The following is an 18,475-nucleotide window of genomic DNA, read 5'->3' as shown; positions in this document are numbered from 1 at the left end:
CGTTGTCGCAGGTCTCGACCGGGTTACCGGGTCTCGGAGGGTGAGACGGCAAGTGTTAACGCGCACGTGGTATCGCCCTGCGCTGACAGTGATCAGACACGATGTCCCTACACTGGCGCCGGTTGACCAGGACGACAACTGAGGCGGACATGGTAAGCGGCAAGAAGACGAAGGCCACACGCAGCAGCGTGGCGGCCGCCCGTTCCTCCGTGGTGGCGAGCAAGCCGAAGCCGTGGGGCACGATCATCGCGGTGATCGCAGTTCTCGGCCTGGCCGGCGGCGTGTTCGGATATGCGTATTCGCAGATCCACGCGAACAACGTCAAAGAGGCCGCCCTGGCCAAGTGGAAGCCCTCGGACACGAACAAGGACCCGTCGCAGCAGCTCGCGGGCATCGTGACCAAGGAGTACAAGGGCTCCAAGCACGTCCAGCCGACTCAGCGCGTCGCCTACGACCAGACCCCCGCCTTCGGTGGTCCGCACGACGGCCAGTGGGCCGACTGCACCGGCGTCGTCTACGACAAGGCCGTGCGCACCGAGAACATGGTCCACGGCCTCGAACACGGCGCCGTCTGGATCGCGTACAACCCGGACCAGGTCAAGGACGACGCGCTCGCGAAGCTCAAGGTCAAGGTCGAGGGCATCCCGTACATGATGATGTCGCCGTACCCCGGCCTCGACAAGCCGATCTCGCTGCAGTCCTGGGGCCACCAGCTGAAGGTCGAGAAGGCCGACGACGAGCGCGTCGACCAGTTCATCTCGTCGCTGCTGCGCAACTCGAACACCTACCCCGAGGTCGGCGCGTCCTGCGAGAACCCGCAGTTCCTGTCGAACCCGGCCCCGTTCGTCGCCGAGAAGCCCGGCGCCGACGCCGTGCCGATGGACGGTGGCACGGACGAGTCGAAGACCGAGGCCCAGCAGGGCCAGCAGCCTCCCGCCAGCATGCCTCCGTCGGACTCCGTCTCGACGCCGCCGTCCAGCTGATGGCTTCTGACACCGAGTCCGAGCGTCCCTCCGGGGTCGCTCGGACCCTCGTCATCGGCGCGGCCGTGCTCGCCGTACTGCTGCTCGGCGCCGCTGTCGGCCTCCTGGTGAAGCTGCCGGGCTCGACGTCGTCCGCGGTGCCGGCCTCCGGTTCCGCGGACGTCGGCTTCTGCCAGGACATGTCCCAGCACCACCTGCAGGGCATCCAGATGGCCAACATGGCCAGGGACCGCTCGTCCGATCCCGAGGTGCGCCAGCTCGCGTTCGACATCGCCTCGACCCAGCTCGAACAGGTCGGCCGCATGAAGGGCTGGCTGATGATGTGGAACGAGCACGAGCAGAACGTGTCCGGCGTCTACATGGCCTGGATGAACGACGCCGGCGTGCACGGCCACGGCGCCACCACGCCAGAGGCCGGCAAACCGCTGATGCCGGGCATGGCCATGACCGACGAGCTGACCAAGCTGCGCACGATGCCGGCCGGCCGTGACTTCGACGTGTACTTCCTCCAGCTCATGCTCCGTCACCACATGGGCGGCGCACCGATGGCGGAGTACGCGGCGACACGGGCCAGCCAGCCGTTCGTGCGCACCCTGGCCGAAAACATGCTGAAATCACAGTCAGCCGAGACCGAGCTGATGAAGGACTACCTGGCGAAGCGCGGAGCCGCCCCGCTGCCGTAGCCAGGCATTCGTTCTCGATGAAGGGCACCTTCATCCACCTGACGTGGATGAAGGTGCCCTTCATCGTTTCACCCCTGAACAGGTGGACATCCGCCTACCGCTGAGTAACGTGGGTCACACCCCTACTCGGAGGTAACCATGACCGTCGACGAGCGCGCGGCCAGGCAGGTCGCCGAACAAGCACGGGAAACCCGCTGGCAGCGACCGAGCTTCGGCAAAGAGCTCTTCCTCGGTCACTTCCGCATCGACCTGATCCACCCACACCCGAGTGGCACCGCCGAAGACCGGGAACGCGGCGAGGCCTTCCTCCAGAAGCTCCGCGAGTTCACCGAAAACAGCATCGACAACACCGTGATCGAGCGGGATGCCCAGATCCCCGACGACGTGCTCAAGGGTCTCAAGGACCTCGGCGCGTTCGGCATGAAGATCAAGCCCGAGTACGGCGGCATCGGCCTGACCCAGGTCTACTACAACAAGGCCCTCATGCTGGTCGGCAGCGCCAGCCCCGCGATCGGCGCGATGCTGTCCGCGCACCAGTCCATCGGCGTCCCGCAGCCAGTCGCGATGTTCGGCAGCCCGGAGCAGAAGCAGGAGTTCCTGCCGCGCTGCGCCAAGGGTGAGATCACCGCGTTCCTGCTCACCGAGCCGGACGTGGGAAGTGACCCCGCGCGGCTCGGGACCACCGCGGTCGAGGACGGCGACGACTACGTCCTCAACGGCGTGAAGCTGTGGACCACCAACGGTGTCGTGGCCGACCTTCTGGTCGTGATGGCCCAGGTGCCGGAGAAGGGCATCACCGCGTTCGTCGTGGAAGCCGGCGCTGAGGGCATCACCGTCGAGAACCGCAACGCGTTCATGGGGCTCAGGGGCCTCGAAAACGGCGTGACCAGGTTCCACAACGTCCGCGTGCCCAAGAAGAACGTGATCGGCAGGGAGGGCGCCGGCCTCAAGATCGCCCTGGCCACCCTGAACACCGGTCGCCTCAGCCTGCCCGCCCTGTGCGCCGGCAGTGCCAAGTGGTGCCTCAAGATCGCCCGTGAGTGGTCCACCGAACGCATTCAGTGGGGGCTCCCGGTCGGCAAGCACGAGGCCATCGCCGGGAAGATCGCCTACATCGCGGCGACCGCCTACGCGCTGGAAGCCGTGCTGGACCTCAGTTCAGAGCTCGCGGACGCCGGCAGTCACGACATCCGCATCGAGGCCGCGCTGGCCAAGCTCTACGCGAGCGAGAAGGCCTGGCTGGTCGCCGACGAACTCGTGCAGGTCCGCGGCGGGCGTGGGTACGAGACGGCGGAAAGCCAGGCAGCGCGCGGAGAACGCGGCATCGCGGCCGAGCAGGTCCTGCGCGACCTCCGCATCAACCGGATCTTCGAAGGCTCGACCGAGATCATGCACCTGCTGATCGCCAGGGAAGCGGTCGACGCCCACCTGTCCGTGGCCGGCGACATCATCGATCCGGACGCCGACCGCCAGAAGAAGATGAAGGCCGCGGCGAAAGCAGGCGGGTTCTACGCCAAGTGGCTGCCGACGCTCGTGGTCGGCAAGGGGCAGAGTCCGGCCGGGTACACGGAGTTCGGGCCGCTGGCGAAGCATCTGCGGTTCGTCGAACGGTCGGCGCGCAAGCTGGCGCGGCAGACGTTCTACGCCATGTCGCGGTGGCAGGGGAAGATGGAGCGCAAGCAGCGGTTCCTCAGCCGGATCGTGGACATCGGCGCGGAGCTGTTCGCGATCAGCGCCGCGTGCGTGCGGGCCGCGCAGGACCAGAACCCCAACTCGCAGCTGCTCGCGGACGCTTTCGCCAAGCAGGCGCGGATCCGGGTCGACGAGCTGTTCGAGAAGCTGTGGAAGAACACCGACGACAGCGACGTGGTGCTGGCCAGGCAGGTCATGGACGGCGACTACACGTGGCTGGAGGACGGCGTGATCGACGCGTCCATCCCGGGGCGGTGGATCGCGGATTCGGCGCATCGCGAATCGACGGCGACGAACGTCCATCGTCCGACGCCGCGCTAGGCCGTTAACTGCACTGGGCAGGCTGATGGTGCGGGCGCGGCACCTGCCCAGTGCACGGCCGGTAGGGGGCTACGTCCCCCGCATCCCCCTACCGACTCCCCTTGCAACGGAAGGACACAACACCCTCCAGGTGGAGGTGTCGGTAACGCTAAGCCACAAATCGCCGTTCACAGATACGACATATGAGTGAATCACCAGGTGAGACACACTCAACTACTCTCAGAGAGTAACTTCGAAGACCAATTCACGAGCGGCTTCCAGGCCCATCGCGATGGCTCCGGAGAGCACCGCGCCGTCACCGAGTGAGCCCGCCACGATCGGCGGCGCCAGCGGCGTCATCGTGCGCAGCGCGGCCTCCAAAGGAGACAGCAGCAAGTCCACGTTCGACCCGACGCCGCCACCGAACACCACCAGTTCCGGATCGATCACCGCGGCCACCGAGGCCACGAGGAACGCGAGCCGTTCCGCCTCCACCCGCACGACCTCAAGTGCCTGCGTGTCACCGGAACGCGCGGCGGCGAACACCTCGCGAGCCGAGCGCGCCGGCAGTCCGCGTTCACGGGCCAGCGCCACCACCGACTCCGCCGCGGCCGCGTCCTCGAACTGTCCACATCGGACGTCCGAAGCGGACTTCCCGAACGGCAGGAAGCCGACCTCGCCCGCCGCCCCGTGCGCGCCGCGGAACAGCGCGCCGTCCACGACGATCCCCATGCCCACACCGGTTCCGACCGTCGCACACACGAACACGCGTGCGTCGCGAGCCGCCCCGTAGACGTACTCCCCCAGCGCGGCCAGGTTGGCGTCGTTCTCCACGACCACGACCGGCCCGAGCGACGTCTCCAGCCCGTCCAGCACGCCGGCGGACTCCCAGCCCGGCAGGTTGGGCGCGTGCCGCACGACCCGCGAGCGCTGGTCGATGACGCCGGGACTGCCGATCACCTTCACCACGACGTCGGTCAGGGCGAGCCCCGCGTCCGCCACGGTGCGCGACGCCAGCTCGGTCACCGTCCGCACCAGGGTGGCCGCCGATCGGGCGCGGTTGCGCTCGTCCACACGGGCCACCACGGACCCGCCCAGATCGGCGACGGCCGCCCGGATCCGTTCGCGGCCGATGTCGACGCCCAGCACGTACCCCGCGGCCGGGTTCGGTTCGTAGACCACCGCGGAACGGCCGGGACCCGCCGTCGTTCGGCCGATCGGGCGCACCAGCGCGTGGCGTTCGAGATCGAGCAGGGCCTGTCCGACCGTCGGCTTGGACAACCCGGTGTCCTTGGCGATCTGCGGCCGGGTCGCGGCACCCAGACGGCGCAACCGATCCAGCACAGCGCGTTGGTTGAGCACGCGCATGCCCGCTGGTGTACCCACCTCTGGCGGCTTGCGGTCGGTCACCGATCGAGTCTAGATCTTGACCACTGGTGCACGCGCGCAACTGTTGATAGGACAGGTTCGAAGACAGTTTCTGTCCGGTCACTTGACAACGATGTCACGTGCCGAAACGCTCCCTCCCAAACGGGGCAGGCTTGGCGGCGGAAGGGTTGCAATGAGGCAACTGGGGATAAGACGAACCAGGACTCTGTTGAGCGTTGCGATCACTGCGACACTGGTGTGCGGCGTCACCAACGGCTACGCGGCCGCCGCACCAGAGGAGCAAGGCGTGGGCTTTTCCTCGTCCTTTGAGGACGGTCAACCACAACCGTCGTGGGCGAACACGGTCGAGACCGACGCGGCGGGCAAGCCGAAGTCGGCCGGCGTGACGGGCTCGAACGGCACGGACATCCCCGGCAACGTGTCCGAGCGGGTCCTCGAGGTCAAGGCCAACAGCGAGTACGAGGACTCCAACGAGGTGAAGGAAAACCTCGTCGACGGCAGCGTCAACACCAAGTGGCTGACCTTCACCAGCACCGGCTGGGCGACGTTCCGGTTCCCCCAGCCGCAGCTGATCAAGAAGTACTCGCTCACGTCGGCCAACGACGTGCCGGGGCGCGACCCGAAGAACTGGACCTTGCAGGGCTCGGCCAACGGCACGGACTGGACCGTGCTCGACACCCGCACCGGTGAAACGTTCGCCGACCGCCTCACCACCAACGTCTACGACCTCGCGGCGCCGGCGACGTACGCGCACTACAAGCTGGACATCACGCTCAACAACGGTGCCGCCAACATCCTGCAGCTGGCCGAGGTGCAGCTCTCGGACGGCTCCGACAACCCTCCGCCGCCGAACATGCGCAGCGCCGCCGGCAAGGGCCCGACGACCGGCTACACGTCGAAGTCCCGCGTCGGCTGGACGGGCACGCGGGCGTTCCGGGCGCAAGGCCGGCACCTCGCCGAGGGCCGCGGCTACAGCTACAACAAGGTGTTCGACGTCGACATCGCCGTCAAGCCGACCACCGAGCTCTCGTACATGATCTTCCCGGACTTCGTGACCGACAACCTGAACTACCCGAGCACGTACTCGGCGGTCGACCTGGCGTTCTCCGACGGCACGTACCTGAGCGACCTCAAGTCGGCCGACCAGCACGGCGCGGTGCTGTCGCCACAGGGCCAGGGCGCGGGCAAGTTCCTGTACGCCAACCAGTGGAACAAGGTGGCGTCCACCATCGGTGCCGTCGCGGCCGGGAAGACGATCAAGCGGATCCTCGTCGCCTACGACGGTCCCAAGGGTCCGACGGAGTTCGGCGCCTGGTTCGACGACATCAAGATCGGTGACGTCGTCAAGACGCAGTACGCGAAGCCTTCGGACTACGTGCTGACCACGCGTGGCACGAACTCGAACGGCTCGTTCTCGCGGGGCAACAACTTCCCGGCGACCGCGGTGCCGCACGGCTTCAACTTCTGGACGCCGATGACCAACGCGGGCTCGGCCAGCTGGCTGTACGAGTACCAGCAGCGCAACAACGCGCAGAACCTCACGACGTTGCAGGCGTTCACCGCGTCGCACGAGCCGAGCCCGTGGATGGGTGACCGGCAGACGTTCCAGGTGATGCCGTCCGACCAGGCGCCGACCCAGGACCGCGCGCTGCGGGCGTTGCCGTTCAAGCACGACAACGAGATCGCGAAGGCGCACTACTACGGCGTGACCTTCGAGAACGGCATGAAGACCGAGATCGCGCCGACCGACCACGCGGCGGTCTTCCGCTTCACGTTCACCGACGGCGCGCAGAAGAACCTGGTGTTCGACAACGTCAACAACTCCGGCGGCCTCACGCTGGACGCGGCGAACGGTGTCGTCACGGGCTTCTCGGACGTGCGGATCGGGTCCGCGGGTACGACCCGGTTGTTCGTCTACGGCAAGGTGGACAGGCCGGTGACGGCGAGCGGCAGGCTCACCGGGGCCGGCCGGGACAACGTCGGCGGTTACTTCTCGTTCGGTGACAAGACCGTCGAGCTGCGGATCGCCACGTCGTTGATCTCGGTCGACCAGGCGAAGTCGAACCTGGACCAGGAGATCAAGCCATCGGACTCCTTCGACGCCGTGCGCGACCGCGCGCAGGCGGCGTGGGACAAGATCCTCGGCATCATCTCCGTGGAGGGCGCCTCCGAGGACCAGCTGATCACGCTGTACTCCAACATGTACCGGCTCTACCTCTACCCGAACTCGGGCTACGAGAAGGTCGGCGACAAGGTGCAGTACGCGTCCCCGGTGTCGCCGCCGGTTGGTGAGAACACGCCGACGAAGACCGGCGCGAAGATCGTGGACGGCAAGATCTACGTCAACAACGGGTTCTGGGACACCTACCGCACGACCTGGCCCGCCTACTCGTTGTTCACCCCCTCCCAGGCCGGCGAGATGGCCGACGGGTTCGTGGAGCAGTACCGGCAGGGCGGCTGGGTGTCGCGCTGGTCCTCCCCCGGTTACGCGGATCTGATGACCGGCACGAGCTCCGACGTGGCGTTCGCGGACGCGTACCTGAAGGGCGTCAACAACTTCGACATCAAGGCCGCCTACGACGCCGCGGTGAAGAACGCGTCCGTGCTGCCGCCGAACAGCGCGGTCGGCCGCAAGGGCATGGACCGGTCGGTGTTCCTCGGCTACACCGGCCACGACCAGATGGACTCCGAGGCGTGGTCGTGGGCGATCGAGGGCTACCTCAACGACTTCGGCATCGCGTCGATGGCGAAGGCCCTGCACGAGAAGACGGGCGAGAAGCGGTACGCCGAGGAGTACGAGTACTTCCTCAACCGCGCCCAGAACTACGTGCTGACGTTCGACAAGCGGATCGACTTCTTCCAGGGACGCAACACCGACGGCTCGTGGCGCGTCGAGGACCCGGCGAAGTACAACCCGCAGGACTGGCGTTACGACTACACCGAGACGAACGGCTGGAACATGGCGTTCACGGTGCCGCACGACGGGCAGGGTCTCGCGAACCTGTACGGCGGGCGGGACAAGCTGGCCGCCAAGCTCGACTCGTTCTTCACCCTGCCGGAGACCGCGAAGTTCCCCGGCGGCTACGGCGGCGTGATCCACGAGATGATCGAGGCGCGGGACGTGCGGATGGGCCAGTACGGCCACTCCAACCAGCCGTCGCACCACATCGCCTACATGTACAACTACGCGGGCAAGCCCTCCGGCACCCAGGAGAAGGTGCGCGAGATCCTGTCGCGCCTGTACGTGGGCTCGCAGCAGGGCCAGGGCTATGCCGGTGACGAGGACAACGGCGAGATGTCGGCGTGGTTCCTGTTCTCGTCGCTGGGCTTCTACCCGCTGCAGATGGGCAAGCCTGCCTACGCGATCGGTTCGCCGCTGTTCACCAAGGCGACGGTTCGGTTGGAGAACGGCAAGAAGCTCGTGATCAACGCGCCGAAGAACAGCGCGAAGAACATCTACGTGCAGGGCGTGAAGGTCAACGGCAAGGCGTGGAACAAGACGTCGCTGCCGCACGACGTGCTCGCGGCCGGTGCCACGATCGACTTCGACATGGGCCCCCAGCCGTCGAAGTGGGGCACGGGCGTGAACGACGTGCCGGACTCGATCACCACCGGTGACGCGGTCCCGACGCCGCTGCGCGATGTCGCGACCGGTGTTGGTGTCGGTGCCTTGGTGGACAACAACTCCACGACGTCCGCCGTGGTCCGTTCGTTCGACTTCAAGGCGGCCGACGCCAAGGAGAAGGCGGAGTTCTACACGCTGACCAACGCGAAGACGGGCAAGTCCCCGTCGTCGTGGGAGCTGAAGGCCTCCTACGACGGCAAGACCTGGGCGACCGTCGACAAGCGCTCCGGCGAGAACTTCCAGTGGCAGCAGTACACCCGGTCGTTCAAGATCGCCTCGCCGGGCCGCTACAACTTCTACCGGGTGGAGTTCTCGGAGGACGTCGCGCTGGCGGAGTTCGAGCTGCTGTCGAAGCCGCTGCCGGCGGCCACCACCACCGTGACGGGCACGGTCAACGGCCCGCTGCAGGTCAATGGCGTGACCTATGTGGACGGTGCCACGGTGAACGGCCCGGTGACCGTCGCCCGCGGCGCCACGCTGTACGTCTTCGGCGGCGAGATCAAGGGTCCGATCTCGGCGGCGGACGCGGCCTCCGTGGTGCTCGTGGGCACGCGCGTGGCCGGTCCGGTGTCGGTCCACGGTTCTTCGTCGGAAGTCGCGGTGGAGAACACCGCGGTCGGCGGCCCGGTGTCACTGACGTCGAACAGGACCAGGTCGGTCGTCGCCTTCTCGACGGTCGGCGGTCCGCTGTCCTGCACGGGCAACACCCCGGAGCCGTCGAACAACGGCTTCACGAACGACGTGAAGGGTCCGAAGGCAGGACAGTGCACTGGGCTGTAACGCCTAACTGACTCGTTCACACCGAAAGGCCGCGTTCCGTCACGGAGCGCGGCCTTTCTCATTCACCTGAAAGGATCTATCCCCTTCAGACATACTCCGATGAGATCTTGGCAATTCATCTGCGGTGACTGGGAGGCTGTTGTGGTGCCGTTCGAGCGAGGCCGTGTCTGGGCCGCCGTGCCGCAACCCCGCAAACCGGTTGTTCCGTCACGGACCGGCACCCCGTCCACCAAGGACGAGATCCGCGACCTGCCCGCCTCACCACGAAAGCTCCCGGCACCGCTGCGCTGACGAGCCGCCCTCGACCTGCAGCGTCGCGTGCTCGATGTGGTACTTGGCGGCCAGCAACGACTGCGCCGCCTTGAGCACGCTCTCATGATCGGCGTCCTCAGCGGTCGCGAGGTGAGCCGAAGCCACCTCCATCCCGCTGGTGAGCGTCCACACGTGCAGGTCGTGCGCCTCCGTGACACCGGGCAGCTCGGTGAGAGCCTTCTGGATCTCGGTCACGTCAAGCCGCTCCGGCGCGTGCTGGAACAGGATGTGCAGCGCGTTCTTGGCCAGGCCGTACGTCCGCGGCAGCACCCAGACCCCGATCAGCACACCCATGATCGGGTCCGCGTACTTCCAGCCCGTGGTGATCGTGATCAGCGCGGAGATCAGCACACCCACCGACCCGACGAGGTCAGCCAGCACCTCCAGGTACGCACCCTTGACGTTGATGCTGTCCTTAGCGCTCTCTTTCAGGACGCTGAAGCTGACGAGGTTGGCCACCAGCCCGAGCGTCGCCGCGATCAGCACCGGCCAGCCAGGCACCTGCGGCGGGTCCTGGAACCGCCCGACCGCCTCGTAGATCACGTACCCGGCGACCCCGAACAGCAGCACCGCGTTCGCCAGCGCCGCCAGCACCTCGGCCCGGTAGAACCCGAACGTCCGGTTCCGGCCGGCCTTGGCCCGCTTGGCCACGACGATCGCGGCCAGCGCCATCCCGACCCCGAGCACGTCGGTGAGCATGTGCGCGGCATCGGAGATCAGCGCGAGCGAGGACGTCGCGAACCCCACGACGAACTCGACCACCATGAAGGCCGCGCCGATCCCGAACGCGATCCACAGCTTGCCGGCGTGCTGCCCGCTCGCCGACGCCGATCCGTGCCCATGCCCGTGACCCATGACTTGGAACATATAGCGACATGCGCATGAGTGCAATCGACGCTATTCCTGACCTGCGGCGGAGGTGACGAATCCCACCTTCGGCCGTCCCGCTGGGGTCCGTGTCAAACAGGGCTCGAACGTGCGCTAGGATCTTCCACATAGCTACGGCCCCCGTAGCTCAGGGGATAGAGCACCGCCCTCCGGAGGCGGGTGCGCAGGTTCGAATCCTGCCGGGGGCACCAAGGTCGACCAGCACCAAGAGGCCCTTGACCAGCGCGAACGCGGTCAAGGGCCTTACTCGTGTGTCCGGCCGTTCATGGCCGTCTCCAGCCGATCACGACCGTTCACGTGCTCGACGACCAGACGCCCCCAGACCCCAGCCGGGGCTTCGCCCCCGGACCTGTCGTGGGTCGGAACCGTCTGTGCAACGCCCTGCCGGGGCACGGACGGCACCGCCCGTGATCGCCGCCTGTCCGCCGGTTGGTCCCGTCTCGCACGGGTTCGGGGTTCGGCGTCGGTCTACCTCAGCGCCCCGCGAACCGGTGCAGGGCATCGAGCACGGCCAGGGCGGGGGTATTCGGGTGGTCGGCGTCGTGCAGCAGGTGGTCCACTCCGAGCAGTGGCACCCGGCCCGGTTCGCCGACGTGCGCGCGTCGCAGGGCGGCGGTCAGGGCGTCCGTTGTGGCGCAAGGGACCTGGGCGTCGTTCGTGCCGCAGGTCAGCAGCACCCTGGTCCCCTGCCGCAGAGCCACGGCGGTGGCCGGCGGATAGATGGCGTCGTCGCTGTGCACGAACCGGCTGCTCTGCCCTTGCAAGGCGGTGAAGAGCTGGGCGATGGCGGACGGCAGGTCGGTGGTGTCGACCGGCCGGTGTTCGCGCAGGGCGGTGACGGCGGCGTCGATCGCCGCGTCAATCGCGCGCTGCTGGTCCGGGGTGAACTGACCCTGCCGGGTCGCCTCGGCGATCTGGGCGTGCAGTTGGAGCGCGACCAGGTCCAGCAGGCGGATCGCCTGCGGTTGCAGCAGTGCCAGGCCGGTCGGGCGTGGGCGGACGGTGCCACCGAGCAGCAGCGCGGTCATCGCGCCCTCGCTGTGCCCGACGACCATCAGCGCGTGCGGGTCGGTCTCCGGCTGATCGCGCAACGACTCGTAGGCGGCCTTCGCCTGACGGACGAACGCCGGGTAGTCGAGTGTCTCCGGGTGGTCGCGGTAGGCGCCGAGCCCGGTGCGGCCGGTGCCGTACTTGTCGAACCGCAGCGTGGCGACCCGGTCGCTGTCGAGCGCGTCGGCCACCTGCGCCAGGGTGTTCGGGGACATCAGTGGTTGGTTGCCGTCGCGGTCGGTGGGTCCGCTGCCTGGCAGCAGCAGTGCGGCGCGCAACCGTTGCCCGGCACGGTGCGCGGGAACGTGCAGGGTGCCGTAGGTCGTCGTTCCTTCGACGGTGAAGACGACCTCGCGGTCGGCGGCGGGCACGAGGCCGGGCGTCGCCTCGGCCGGGGTGGCGGTCACGGCGGCCAACGCCATCACGGCCGCGCAGAGGCGGGAGAACATCGGCTCACCTCTTTCAGCGCAGGGCGTTCTCGACCAGCGCGACGGTCGCGCGCGGGTCGTCGACCTGGAGGACCAGGCGGGCGTAGCGCTCGTCGGCGAGTTCGATCACGACGGCCTTCGACGCGTCCTTGACGTCCCAGAAGACCTTTTCGCCGTCGAGGTGGAACGTGCCGGCCGTGATCACGCCGGGCAGGTGGGCGCCCGGCGCGCGGATTCCCTTGGGATCGGCGGCGATGCCGGGGTCCGCGGTCGCGCCGCGGACGTTGGCCAGTGGGATGGTCAGGCTGCTCTTGAAGGCCCAGAGCTTGTCGAGACCTTCGATCACGACAACGAGGTCGTCGCCGTCGATGTGGACCAGTGCCATGTCGGGTTTCCTGTCAGTGAAGGGAATCGAGGCGTTGGGTCAGCGCGGTGCCGGCACCGTCGGGGTTGCCGCGCAGGAGAATGCCCAGTGCGGCAGCCGTGAGGGCGGCGGCCAGGTCGGTGGAAATGTCGAGCGCGTCGGCGATCGCCTGGTCGACGGCGGCCAACGCCGTGGCCACCTCGGCGGCCACCTCCTCGTCGGCCGGTGCCCGTTCGACCGCGGCGAGCAGCAGCAGACCGAGGTCGGCCGACGTGATGAGCCGTAGCGCGGTCGCGGCATCCGGTGCCGAGGCGAGTGCTTCGGCCAAGGGGCGGACGTCGTCGGCGAGGTGGCGGCGCAAGGCGACCAGGTAGAGGCCGCGCTTGCTGCCGAACGTCTTGTACAGGCTGTTGCGGTGCACGCCGAGGTGGTTGACGAGGTCGTCGATGGACACCCCGTCGTACGCGCGGCCACCGAACAGCCCCACGGCGGCGCGCACCGCCTCGTCCTCGTCGAACGCCCTTTTCCTGCCCATGCCACGACGGTAGCCTTTTGAGGAACGATCAGTCAAGAACGATCGTTCCTCAAAGGCCGGCGAAAATCGCGTGACCCTGCCAAAGGGCACTGGCGACACTGACGCCATGACCGGTTCTGCACTGCCTCAACTGCTTCGACCGCGTGCCCTGAGGCCAGGAGATCTCGTTGTCATCGCATCGCTGTCCGGTCCGCTGCCGGCCGCTTACGAGCCCAACGTCGAGCGGACGGTGGTTGTGCTCGAGCGGTTGGGATTCCGCGTGCGTCGGGCTCCGCTACTCGAAGTAGGGCGGCGCCATTGGTGGAGCGCGGCTACGCCGGCGGAGATCGCCGGGGAGCTCAACGGTCTTCTGCGTGATCCCGAGGTGCGCGCGATCATCGCGAGTGACGGTGGCCAGACGGCGCTCGGCTACCTCGACCTGATCGACGTTGAGGCGATCAGGGCCGACCCCAAGCCGATCCTGGGCTACAGCGACATCTCGCTGCTGCATCTGGTGCTCTATGCGCGCACGGGTCTAGTCGGGTTCCACGCCGACATGGCGGTCCCTGGCTTCGGCGGGCACTGGCAGTCTGCGCCCGTGGCGCGCCAAGCGGAACTCGAGAAGCTCTACTCCAGGTTGCTGACCGGTACCGCGGCGATCGGTGCGCTGCCTGCGAGCCCGTCGTGGGAGTGCTGGCGTCCTGGTCGTGTCGAAGGTCGGCTGATCGGCGGGGTGATCAATCGCATCGTGCTGGCGCAGGCGACGCCTTTCGCGCTGCCGCTCGAATGGTTCGATGGTGCGGTGCTGTTCTGGGAGGAGATGGGCGGCCTGGCATCGCACGTGTGGAGCTATCTGCAGGTGATGCGACACTGCGGCATCCTCGATCGGATCTCCGGCATGGTCGTTGGCGTTCCGCGCGAGATCAGTGGACTCGAGCCCGGCGCTTCCCCGACCCTGCCCGAGATAGTCCTCGACGTCCTCGGCGACCGTGACATCCCGGTCCTGGGCAACGTCGAGTTCGGGCATGCCGGCCCGAATCTGCCGATGCCGGTCGGCATCCGCGTCGGTCTCGATGCGCAGCAGCGGACGTTGTCGCTGCTCGAACCGGCGGTAGGGCCGCACGCGATGACGGGACTGGCCAGCTGACCGCCGCGGACTACGTCGTCATCGAGGTCGACCGAGACAAGGTCACCGTTGAGCTGTGGCACGCCACGGCGGCAGGCGAGACGCCCGCTTCAGTGCGCGTGCCGTCACCTGGCCTCCTCGTTCGCGTCCGCCGTCATCCGTACGACGTTCTTGCTCACGACCACGACCGGCCATCGTGACAGAGCGCACTCCTAACGGTTGCTCGGACAGCTAACCGGCGTCCAGCAGCGCCAGAGCGTTCTCGATGCCCTGGCCGAGCACCGCGTCGGCGAGCCGCGGGTCGGTCAGGGCACGGGAGAGTTGCAGTGTCCCGGCCATTCCGGCGTAGATCGTCAGTGTTCTCAGGCGGGCCGACGCGGGGTCGTGCGGGGCCAGGAGAGCGGCGACCTCGTCGATGACGGCCAGCACACCGTCGGTGTAGGCGTGTCTGGTGGCGTCGGCGCTTCGGCTGATCTCGTCGAGCAGGGCGGCGGACGGGCAGCCGTGCCCAGGGTTGTCGCGGTGCTCGACCGAGAGGTACTGCCGCACGATCTGCTCGACTCCACCGGACGCACGCAGACCTTCGCACTGACCGTGCAACTGGTCGGCGACGACGCTGGCGACAAGGTCCTCTTTGGACTCGAAGTGGGCGTAGAACGCGCCGTTGGTCAGTCCCGCGTCGGCCATCAGCGTGGCGACACCGGAACCGTCGATGCCGTCCTGCTTGAACCGGCGCCCGGCCGCCTCGATGATCCGCTGCCGCGTCACCTGCTTGTGTTCCTTGGCGTACCTCAAGTTTCACACCACCTCGACGACGACCTTGCCCTTGGCGCGACCGCTTTCGACGTGGGCCATGGCTTCCTTGGCCGACTCGAACGGGAAGACCCGGTCGAGCACCGGACGCATGGCTCCGGAGTCGATGAGCGCGGTGATCTCGCGCAGCTGATCACCGCTCGCCCGCATGAAGAGGAACGAGTAGTCCACCTGGCGTCGTTTCGCCGCTCGCCTGGCCCGGAAGCTGAGCATCCGAGTGACCGGCCGGAGGATCCACGGCGAGCCGAGTTCCTTCGCGAACGCGGGGTCGGGCGGGCCGGTGATCGAGATGAGCTTTCCGCCGGGTTTGAGCACCCGCAGGGACTTCCTGAGCGTCTTCTCGTCCTGGCTGTGGAGGACCACGTCGTAGTCGCGCAGGACGTTCTCGAAGTCCTCCTTCCGATAGTCGATCACGACATCGGCACCGAGGCCCTTCACCAGTTCGACGTTCGTCGGTCCGGTGGTCGTGGCCACGGTCGCGCCGAGGTGCTTCGCCAACTGGATCGCGAACGTGCCGACGCCGCCGGAACCCGCCTGGACGAAGACCTTCTGCCCCTTCTTCAGGTTCGCCTTCTCGACCAGGGCCTGCCAGGCGGTCAGGGCGGCCAGCGGAACGGAGGCCGCTGCCACCATCGGGAGCGTCTCCGGCTTGAGCGCGAGGTCGTCCTCCTTCATCGAGATGAGCTCGGCGAAGGTGCCGATCCGGTTCTGGTCCGGTCGCGCGTAGACCTCGTCACCGGGCTTGAACCGCCGCACCCGCGATCCGACGCGAACGACGACACCGGCGACGTCGTTGCCCAGGACGATCGGCAGCCGGAACGGCAGGATCAGTTTGAAGGCCCCGTCCCTGATGCGGGAATCCAGGAGGTTGACCCCCGCGGCGTGCACCTGGACGAGTACGTCGTCAGGCCGCACTTCCGGTTCCGGCATGTCACCGAACCGCACGTTGTCTCCGCTGCCGTAGCGGTCGACGATGAACGCCTTCACGGCAGCTGCGGGTAGATCGCCGAGACGCCCGCGGCCAGCGCGGCCTGCGCCTGACGGGAGACGTTGTCCGCGAGGATCTCGTAGTCGCCGGCGGCGATGCCGTCCAGGGCGATCCGGGCGATGTCGGCGGGGTCGGACTTCTCAGCGGTGACCCCGGCCGCCATGTCGGTGTCCATGTAGCCGACGTGCAGGCTTGACACCCGGATGCGCTGGCCGGCGAGCTGCACGCGCAGGGAGTTGGTGAGCGACCACGCCGCCGACTTGGCGGCGCAGTAGGCCCCGATCTCCGGGAAGCTGATCCAGGACAGTCCCGACAGGACGTTCAGCACCGCGCCACCACCGTTGGCGGCGATCTGCGGGGCGAAGGCCCGGACCATCGACAGGGTGCCGAAGTAGTGGGTGTCCATCTCCAGCCGGATGTCGTCCAGTTCGGCCGCGAGCAGGTCGGCACCGGTGGACGCGCCGGCGTTGTTGATCAGGACGGTGACGTCACCGGTGGCCTGCGCGGCGGCCTGGACGGAGGCGGCATCGGTGATGTCGAGCGCGATCGGCTTGGCGCCCGGCAGGTCGACCGAGCCGGGATCGCGGGCACCGGCGTAGACGGTGGCGCCGCGCTCGAGCAGTTCGGCGGCGAGTGCCCGGCCGAACCCGCGATTCGCTCCGCTCACGAGGACGGTGCTGGTGGAGAGGTCCATCGAAGACTCCTTTGACTTACGATCATAATATTACATACGTCAGGTCATGGATTAGGCTGGAACGGGGAGTGAAGGGAGGCGCCCTGTGGCGCGCTACGGCAAGGAACACAAGCAGGTGACGCGGCAGCGGATCATCGAGGCGGCCGGGCGCCGGTTCAAGCAGGACGGCATCGACGGTTCCGGTGTCGCCACGCTGATGGCCGACGCGGGGCTGACCAACGGCGCGTTCTACGCCCACTTCGAGTCCAAAGAGGACCTTGTCGCCAGCGTCGTCGCCGATCAACTCAAGGCACAGGCCACGACGTTCAGCGAGTTGCGGCCCGGCCGTGCGGGCCTGGAAGAGTTCATCCGCGCATACCTCACACCCGAGCACCGGGACCAGCCCGGTGTGGGATGCCCCTCCGCCGCCCTGCTCGAGGAGCTGGGGCGCTGCGCGAACGAGACCAGGCACGCCTACACCGACGGAGCACGGTCCATTGTGGACGAGATCGCCACCCGGTTGGCTCCCACTGATCCAGAATCCGCACGAGGCAAGGCGATCGGGCTCTTCACCATGATGGTGGGGACACTCCAGCTGTCCCGCGCCCTGTCCGATCCGGCTTTCGCCGACCGGGTTCTCGAGGAGGGCGTCCAGAACGCCCTCACGTTCATGGGCTGACGCCCGGCTAGCGGGCGAGGAACTCGCGAGCCTTGGCGACGAACTGGTCGTGATACTGGAAGATGCCGCCGTGGCCGGCGTCGGGGTAGATCACCAGCTCGCTGTTCGGCAGGCGGCGCGCCAGGTCGACCGAGTTCTTCGTCGGCACCATCCTGTCGCTCTCGCCGTTGGCGACGAGCACCGGCTGGTGGATCACCGACAGGTCGGCCGGACGCGCCAGACCCCACCGGTGGATGGCCTTGAGCTGGGTGAAGTAGGACTTGAGGGAGATCGGCCTGTCCCGGTTGCCGGTGCGTTCCTTGATTCGTGCCAGGAATTCCTTGCCCGCCCTGCGCCCGTTCGGGGTCCTGGTGAAGAAGAGGAACTGCTTCGGATCCTGAAGCGTGAGCAACCCTCGGACGGTGTCCAGGTGCGAAAGCCTGGTGACGTTCTCGATGCCCTCGCCGCCGGCGGGCCCCGTACCGGCGATGATCATCCTGCGCACGAGCTGCGGCTCGTCCCGCGCGATCACCTGGGCGATCATGCCGCCCATCGAGAAGCCGAGCAGGTCGACCTCGGTCAGCCCCAACGCCCTGATGAACGTCACGGCGTCCGCGGCCATCGCCTCGATGGTGTCCGGCGTCGAGCCGGTGGACGCACCCACGCCGCGATTGTCGAACGTGATGACCCGGCGCTCCGCGGCGACACCGTCGACCACCCTCGGGTCCCAGTTGTCCAGGACCGCGGCCAGATGGGTCAGGAAGACCACCGGAACCCCGGTCTTCGGGCCCAGCTCGCGGTAGGCGAAGTCCACCCCGCCCGCTGAGATGGTGCGGGTCTGCGAGTCCCGATAGGACAGTCCTGCTTCCTGCGTGTCGCTCATGGCGGTTCCTTCCGCGTGTCGGGTTCCGCGCTCAGCGACTGCTGCGGCGGCCTGCGTCCCGATTGAAGTATGACCATAATTCAATCGGAGCGCAAGTGCCGGCTGACCGAGTCGCAAGGTGACCCGGACGACAGCCGACCCGTACAGCACTGGGCGGCCGCCACAGGCGGCCGCCCAGGGAGCAACTGGTCAGATCCTCGTTCGGAACCGAATTTGTCTTCCCCAAAAGAACGAGTGAGTTCTTTTGCGATGGCACGACGAGTGCCATCCGAGCGTCTCAATCGAGCCCGCTCGACCGAAGGCGAGCCTCAGGCCTGAAATACCTG

Annotated in this window: 16 protein-coding genes and 1 tRNA gene; 8 read left to right on the top strand and 9 right to left on the bottom strand. The window is 67.5% G+C overall.

All coding sequences use genetic code 11. The features are described from left to right. Positions 1-149 precede the first annotated feature (149 nt). The 3 genes from B0F77_RS42955 (at position 150) to B0F77_RS42945 (ending at position 3,679) form a co-directional block, all read left to right on the top strand. The gene (locus tag B0F77_RS42955; RefSeq protein ID WP_086668833.1) at positions 150-983 is read left to right on the top strand and encodes a thioredoxin-like domain-containing protein; all 834 of its coding nucleotides are present in this window, start codon (positions 150-152) and stop codon (positions 981-983) included. Continuing rightward, entirely contained in the window at positions 983-1,666 is a 684-nt protein-coding gene (locus tag B0F77_RS42950; RefSeq protein ID WP_086668832.1) for a DUF305 domain-containing protein, read from the top strand. The genes B0F77_RS42955 and B0F77_RS42950 overlap by 1 nt, the downstream gene beginning before the upstream one ends. A gap of 138 nt (positions 1,667-1,804) precedes the next feature. Next, positions 1,805-3,679: an acyl-CoA dehydrogenase family protein gene (locus B0F77_RS42945; RefSeq protein ID WP_086668831.1), complete on the top strand. Its 1,875-nt coding sequence runs from the start codon at positions 1,805-1,807 to the stop codon at positions 3,677-3,679. A gap of 219 nt (positions 3,680-3,898) precedes the next feature. Here B0F77_RS42945 and B0F77_RS42940 read toward each other — a convergent pair whose 3' ends face one another. Continuing rightward, complete coding sequence (locus B0F77_RS42940) at positions 3,899-5,068, bottom strand: ROK family transcriptional regulator (RefSeq protein ID WP_169731065.1); 1,170 nt, start codon at positions 5,066-5,068, stop codon at positions 3,899-3,901. A gap of 151 nt (positions 5,069-5,219) precedes the next feature. On the opposite strand from B0F77_RS42940, the gene B0F77_RS42935 reads away from it, so the two are divergent. Together B0F77_RS42935 and B0F77_RS47475 are read left to right on the top strand one after the other, a co-directional pair. Further along, positions 5,220-9,452: a GH92 family glycosyl hydrolase gene (locus B0F77_RS42935; RefSeq protein WP_086668829.1), complete on the top strand. Its 4,233-nt coding sequence runs from the start codon at positions 5,220-5,222 to the stop codon at positions 9,450-9,452. Between the two features lie 99 nt (positions 9,453-9,551). Further along, positions 9,552-9,743: a hypothetical protein gene (locus tag B0F77_RS47475; RefSeq protein WP_143467218.1), complete on the top strand. Its 192-nt coding sequence runs from the start codon at positions 9,552-9,554 to the stop codon at positions 9,741-9,743. On the opposite strand, the gene B0F77_RS42930 is transcribed toward B0F77_RS47475, so the two are convergent. Then, complete coding sequence (locus B0F77_RS42930) at positions 9,711-10,619, bottom strand: cation diffusion facilitator family transporter (protein ID WP_086668843.1); 909 nt, start codon at positions 10,617-10,619, stop codon at positions 9,711-9,713. The genes B0F77_RS47475 and B0F77_RS42930 overlap by 33 nt on opposite strands. 149 nt (positions 10,620-10,768) lie before the next feature. Between B0F77_RS42930 and B0F77_RS42925 the strand changes: the two genes are divergently transcribed. Beyond that, positions 10,769-10,843 (top strand) — tRNA-Arg (locus B0F77_RS42925). 282 nt (positions 10,844-11,125) lie between these two features. On the opposite strand, the gene B0F77_RS42920 is transcribed toward B0F77_RS42925, so the two are convergent. From B0F77_RS42920 to B0F77_RS42910, 3 genes are read right to left on the bottom strand one after another with little or no spacing between them, the layout of a single operon-like run. Further along, positions 11,126-12,151: an alpha/beta hydrolase gene (locus B0F77_RS42920; protein WP_086668828.1), complete on the bottom strand. Its 1,026-nt coding sequence runs from the start codon at positions 12,149-12,151 to the stop codon at positions 11,126-11,128. A gap of 13 nt (positions 12,152-12,164) precedes the next feature. Next, positions 12,165-12,515 carry a hypothetical protein gene (locus B0F77_RS42915; protein ID WP_086668827.1) on the bottom strand — a complete coding sequence of 117 codons (351 nt, stop codon included), beginning with the start codon at positions 12,513-12,515 and terminating at the stop codon, positions 12,165-12,167. Positions 12,516-12,528: 13 nt separating this feature from the next. Further along, the gene (locus B0F77_RS42910; RefSeq protein ID WP_169731064.1) at positions 12,529-13,029 is read right to left on the bottom strand and encodes a TetR/AcrR family transcriptional regulator; all 501 of its coding nucleotides are present in this window, start codon (positions 13,027-13,029) and stop codon (positions 12,529-12,531) included. A 106-nt stretch (positions 13,030-13,135) separates the two neighbouring features. Between B0F77_RS42910 and B0F77_RS42905 the strand changes: the two genes are divergently transcribed. After that, entirely contained in the window at positions 13,136-14,155 is a 1,020-nt protein-coding gene (locus tag B0F77_RS42905; protein ID WP_086668825.1) for a S66 peptidase family protein, read from the top strand. A gap of 210 nt (positions 14,156-14,365) precedes the next feature. On the opposite strand, the gene B0F77_RS42900 is transcribed toward B0F77_RS42905, so the two are convergent. From B0F77_RS42900 to B0F77_RS42890, 3 genes are read right to left on the bottom strand one after another with little or no spacing between them, the layout of a single operon-like run. Further along, positions 14,366-14,929 (bottom strand): TetR/AcrR family transcriptional regulator, encoded by a 564-nt coding sequence (locus B0F77_RS42900; RefSeq protein ID WP_086668824.1) that lies wholly within the window; start codon positions 14,927-14,929, stop codon positions 14,366-14,368. Between the two features lie 3 nt (positions 14,930-14,932). Beyond that, a complete protein-coding gene (locus B0F77_RS42895; RefSeq protein WP_086668823.1) occupies positions 14,933-15,934 on the bottom strand; it encodes an NADP-dependent oxidoreductase in 1,002 nt (333 codons plus the stop codon). Continuing rightward, positions 15,931-16,629: an SDR family oxidoreductase gene (locus B0F77_RS42890; RefSeq protein ID WP_086668822.1), complete on the bottom strand. Its 699-nt coding sequence runs from the start codon at positions 16,627-16,629 to the stop codon at positions 15,931-15,933. Before B0F77_RS42890 ends, B0F77_RS42895 begins: the two co-directional genes overlap by 4 nt. Positions 16,630-16,714: 85 nt before the next feature. On the opposite strand from B0F77_RS42890, the gene B0F77_RS42885 reads away from it, so the two are divergent. Next, on the top strand, positions 16,715-17,287 hold the full coding sequence (locus tag B0F77_RS42885; protein WP_086668821.1) for a TetR/AcrR family transcriptional regulator: 573 nt from the start codon (positions 16,715-16,717) through the stop codon (positions 17,285-17,287). A 7-nt stretch (positions 17,288-17,294) separates the two neighbouring features. Here the strand turns inward: B0F77_RS42885 and B0F77_RS42880 are convergent, their stop codons facing one another. Next, on the bottom strand, positions 17,295-18,149 hold the full coding sequence (locus tag B0F77_RS42880) for an alpha/beta fold hydrolase (RefSeq protein WP_086668820.1): 855 nt from the start codon (positions 18,147-18,149) through the stop codon (positions 17,295-17,297). Positions 18,150-18,475 lie beyond the last annotated feature (326 nt).

This window comes from Lentzea kentuckyensis, from assembly GCF_002150765.1.
GTDB lineage: Bacteria > Actinomycetota > Actinomycetes > Mycobacteriales > Pseudonocardiaceae > Lentzea > Lentzea kentuckyensis.
This window is presented reverse-complemented; position numbering and strand designations above follow the sequence as displayed.

Bases quoted from the DNA above. Each gene is read 5' to 3' on its own strand.
- B0F77_RS42950 (WP_086668832.1), top strand. From the start codon at position 983: ATGGCTTCTGACACCGAGTCCGAGCGTCCCTCCGGGGTCGCTCGGACC.
- B0F77_RS42945 (WP_086668831.1), top strand. From the start codon at position 1,805: ATGACCGTCGACGAGCGCGCGGCCAGGCAGGTCGCCGAACAAGCACGG.
- B0F77_RS42910 (WP_169731064.1), bottom strand. From the start codon at position 13,029: ATGGGCAGGAAAAGGGCGTTCGACGAGGACGAGGCGGTGCGCGCCGCC.
- B0F77_RS42880 (WP_086668820.1), bottom strand. From the start codon at position 18,149: ATGAGCGACACGCAGGAAGCAGGACTGTCCTATCGGGACTCGCAGACC.
- B0F77_RS42955 (WP_086668833.1), top strand. From the start codon at position 150: ATGGTAAGCGGCAAGAAGACGAAGGCCACACGCAGCAGCGTGGCGGCC.
- B0F77_RS42920 (WP_086668828.1), bottom strand. From the start codon at position 12,151: ATGTTCTCCCGCCTCTGCGCGGCCGTGATGGCGTTGGCCGCCGTGACC.
- B0F77_RS42930 (WP_086668843.1), bottom strand. From the start codon at position 10,619: ATGGGTCACGGGCATGGGCACGGATCGGCGTCGGCGAGCGGGCAGCAC.
- B0F77_RS47475 (WP_143467218.1), top strand. From the start codon at position 9,552: ATGAGATCTTGGCAATTCATCTGCGGTGACTGGGAGGCTGTTGTGGTG.
- B0F77_RS42905 (WP_086668825.1), top strand. From the start codon at position 13,136: ATGACCGGTTCTGCACTGCCTCAACTGCTTCGACCGCGTGCCCTGAGG.
- B0F77_RS42915 (WP_086668827.1), bottom strand. From the start codon at position 12,515: ATGGCACTGGTCCACATCGACGGCGACGACCTCGTTGTCGTGATCGAA.
- B0F77_RS42890 (WP_086668822.1), bottom strand. From the start codon at position 16,629: ATGGACCTCTCCACCAGCACCGTCCTCGTGAGCGGAGCGAATCGCGGG.
- B0F77_RS42935 (WP_086668829.1), top strand. From the start codon at position 5,220: ATGAGGCAACTGGGGATAAGACGAACCAGGACTCTGTTGAGCGTTGCG.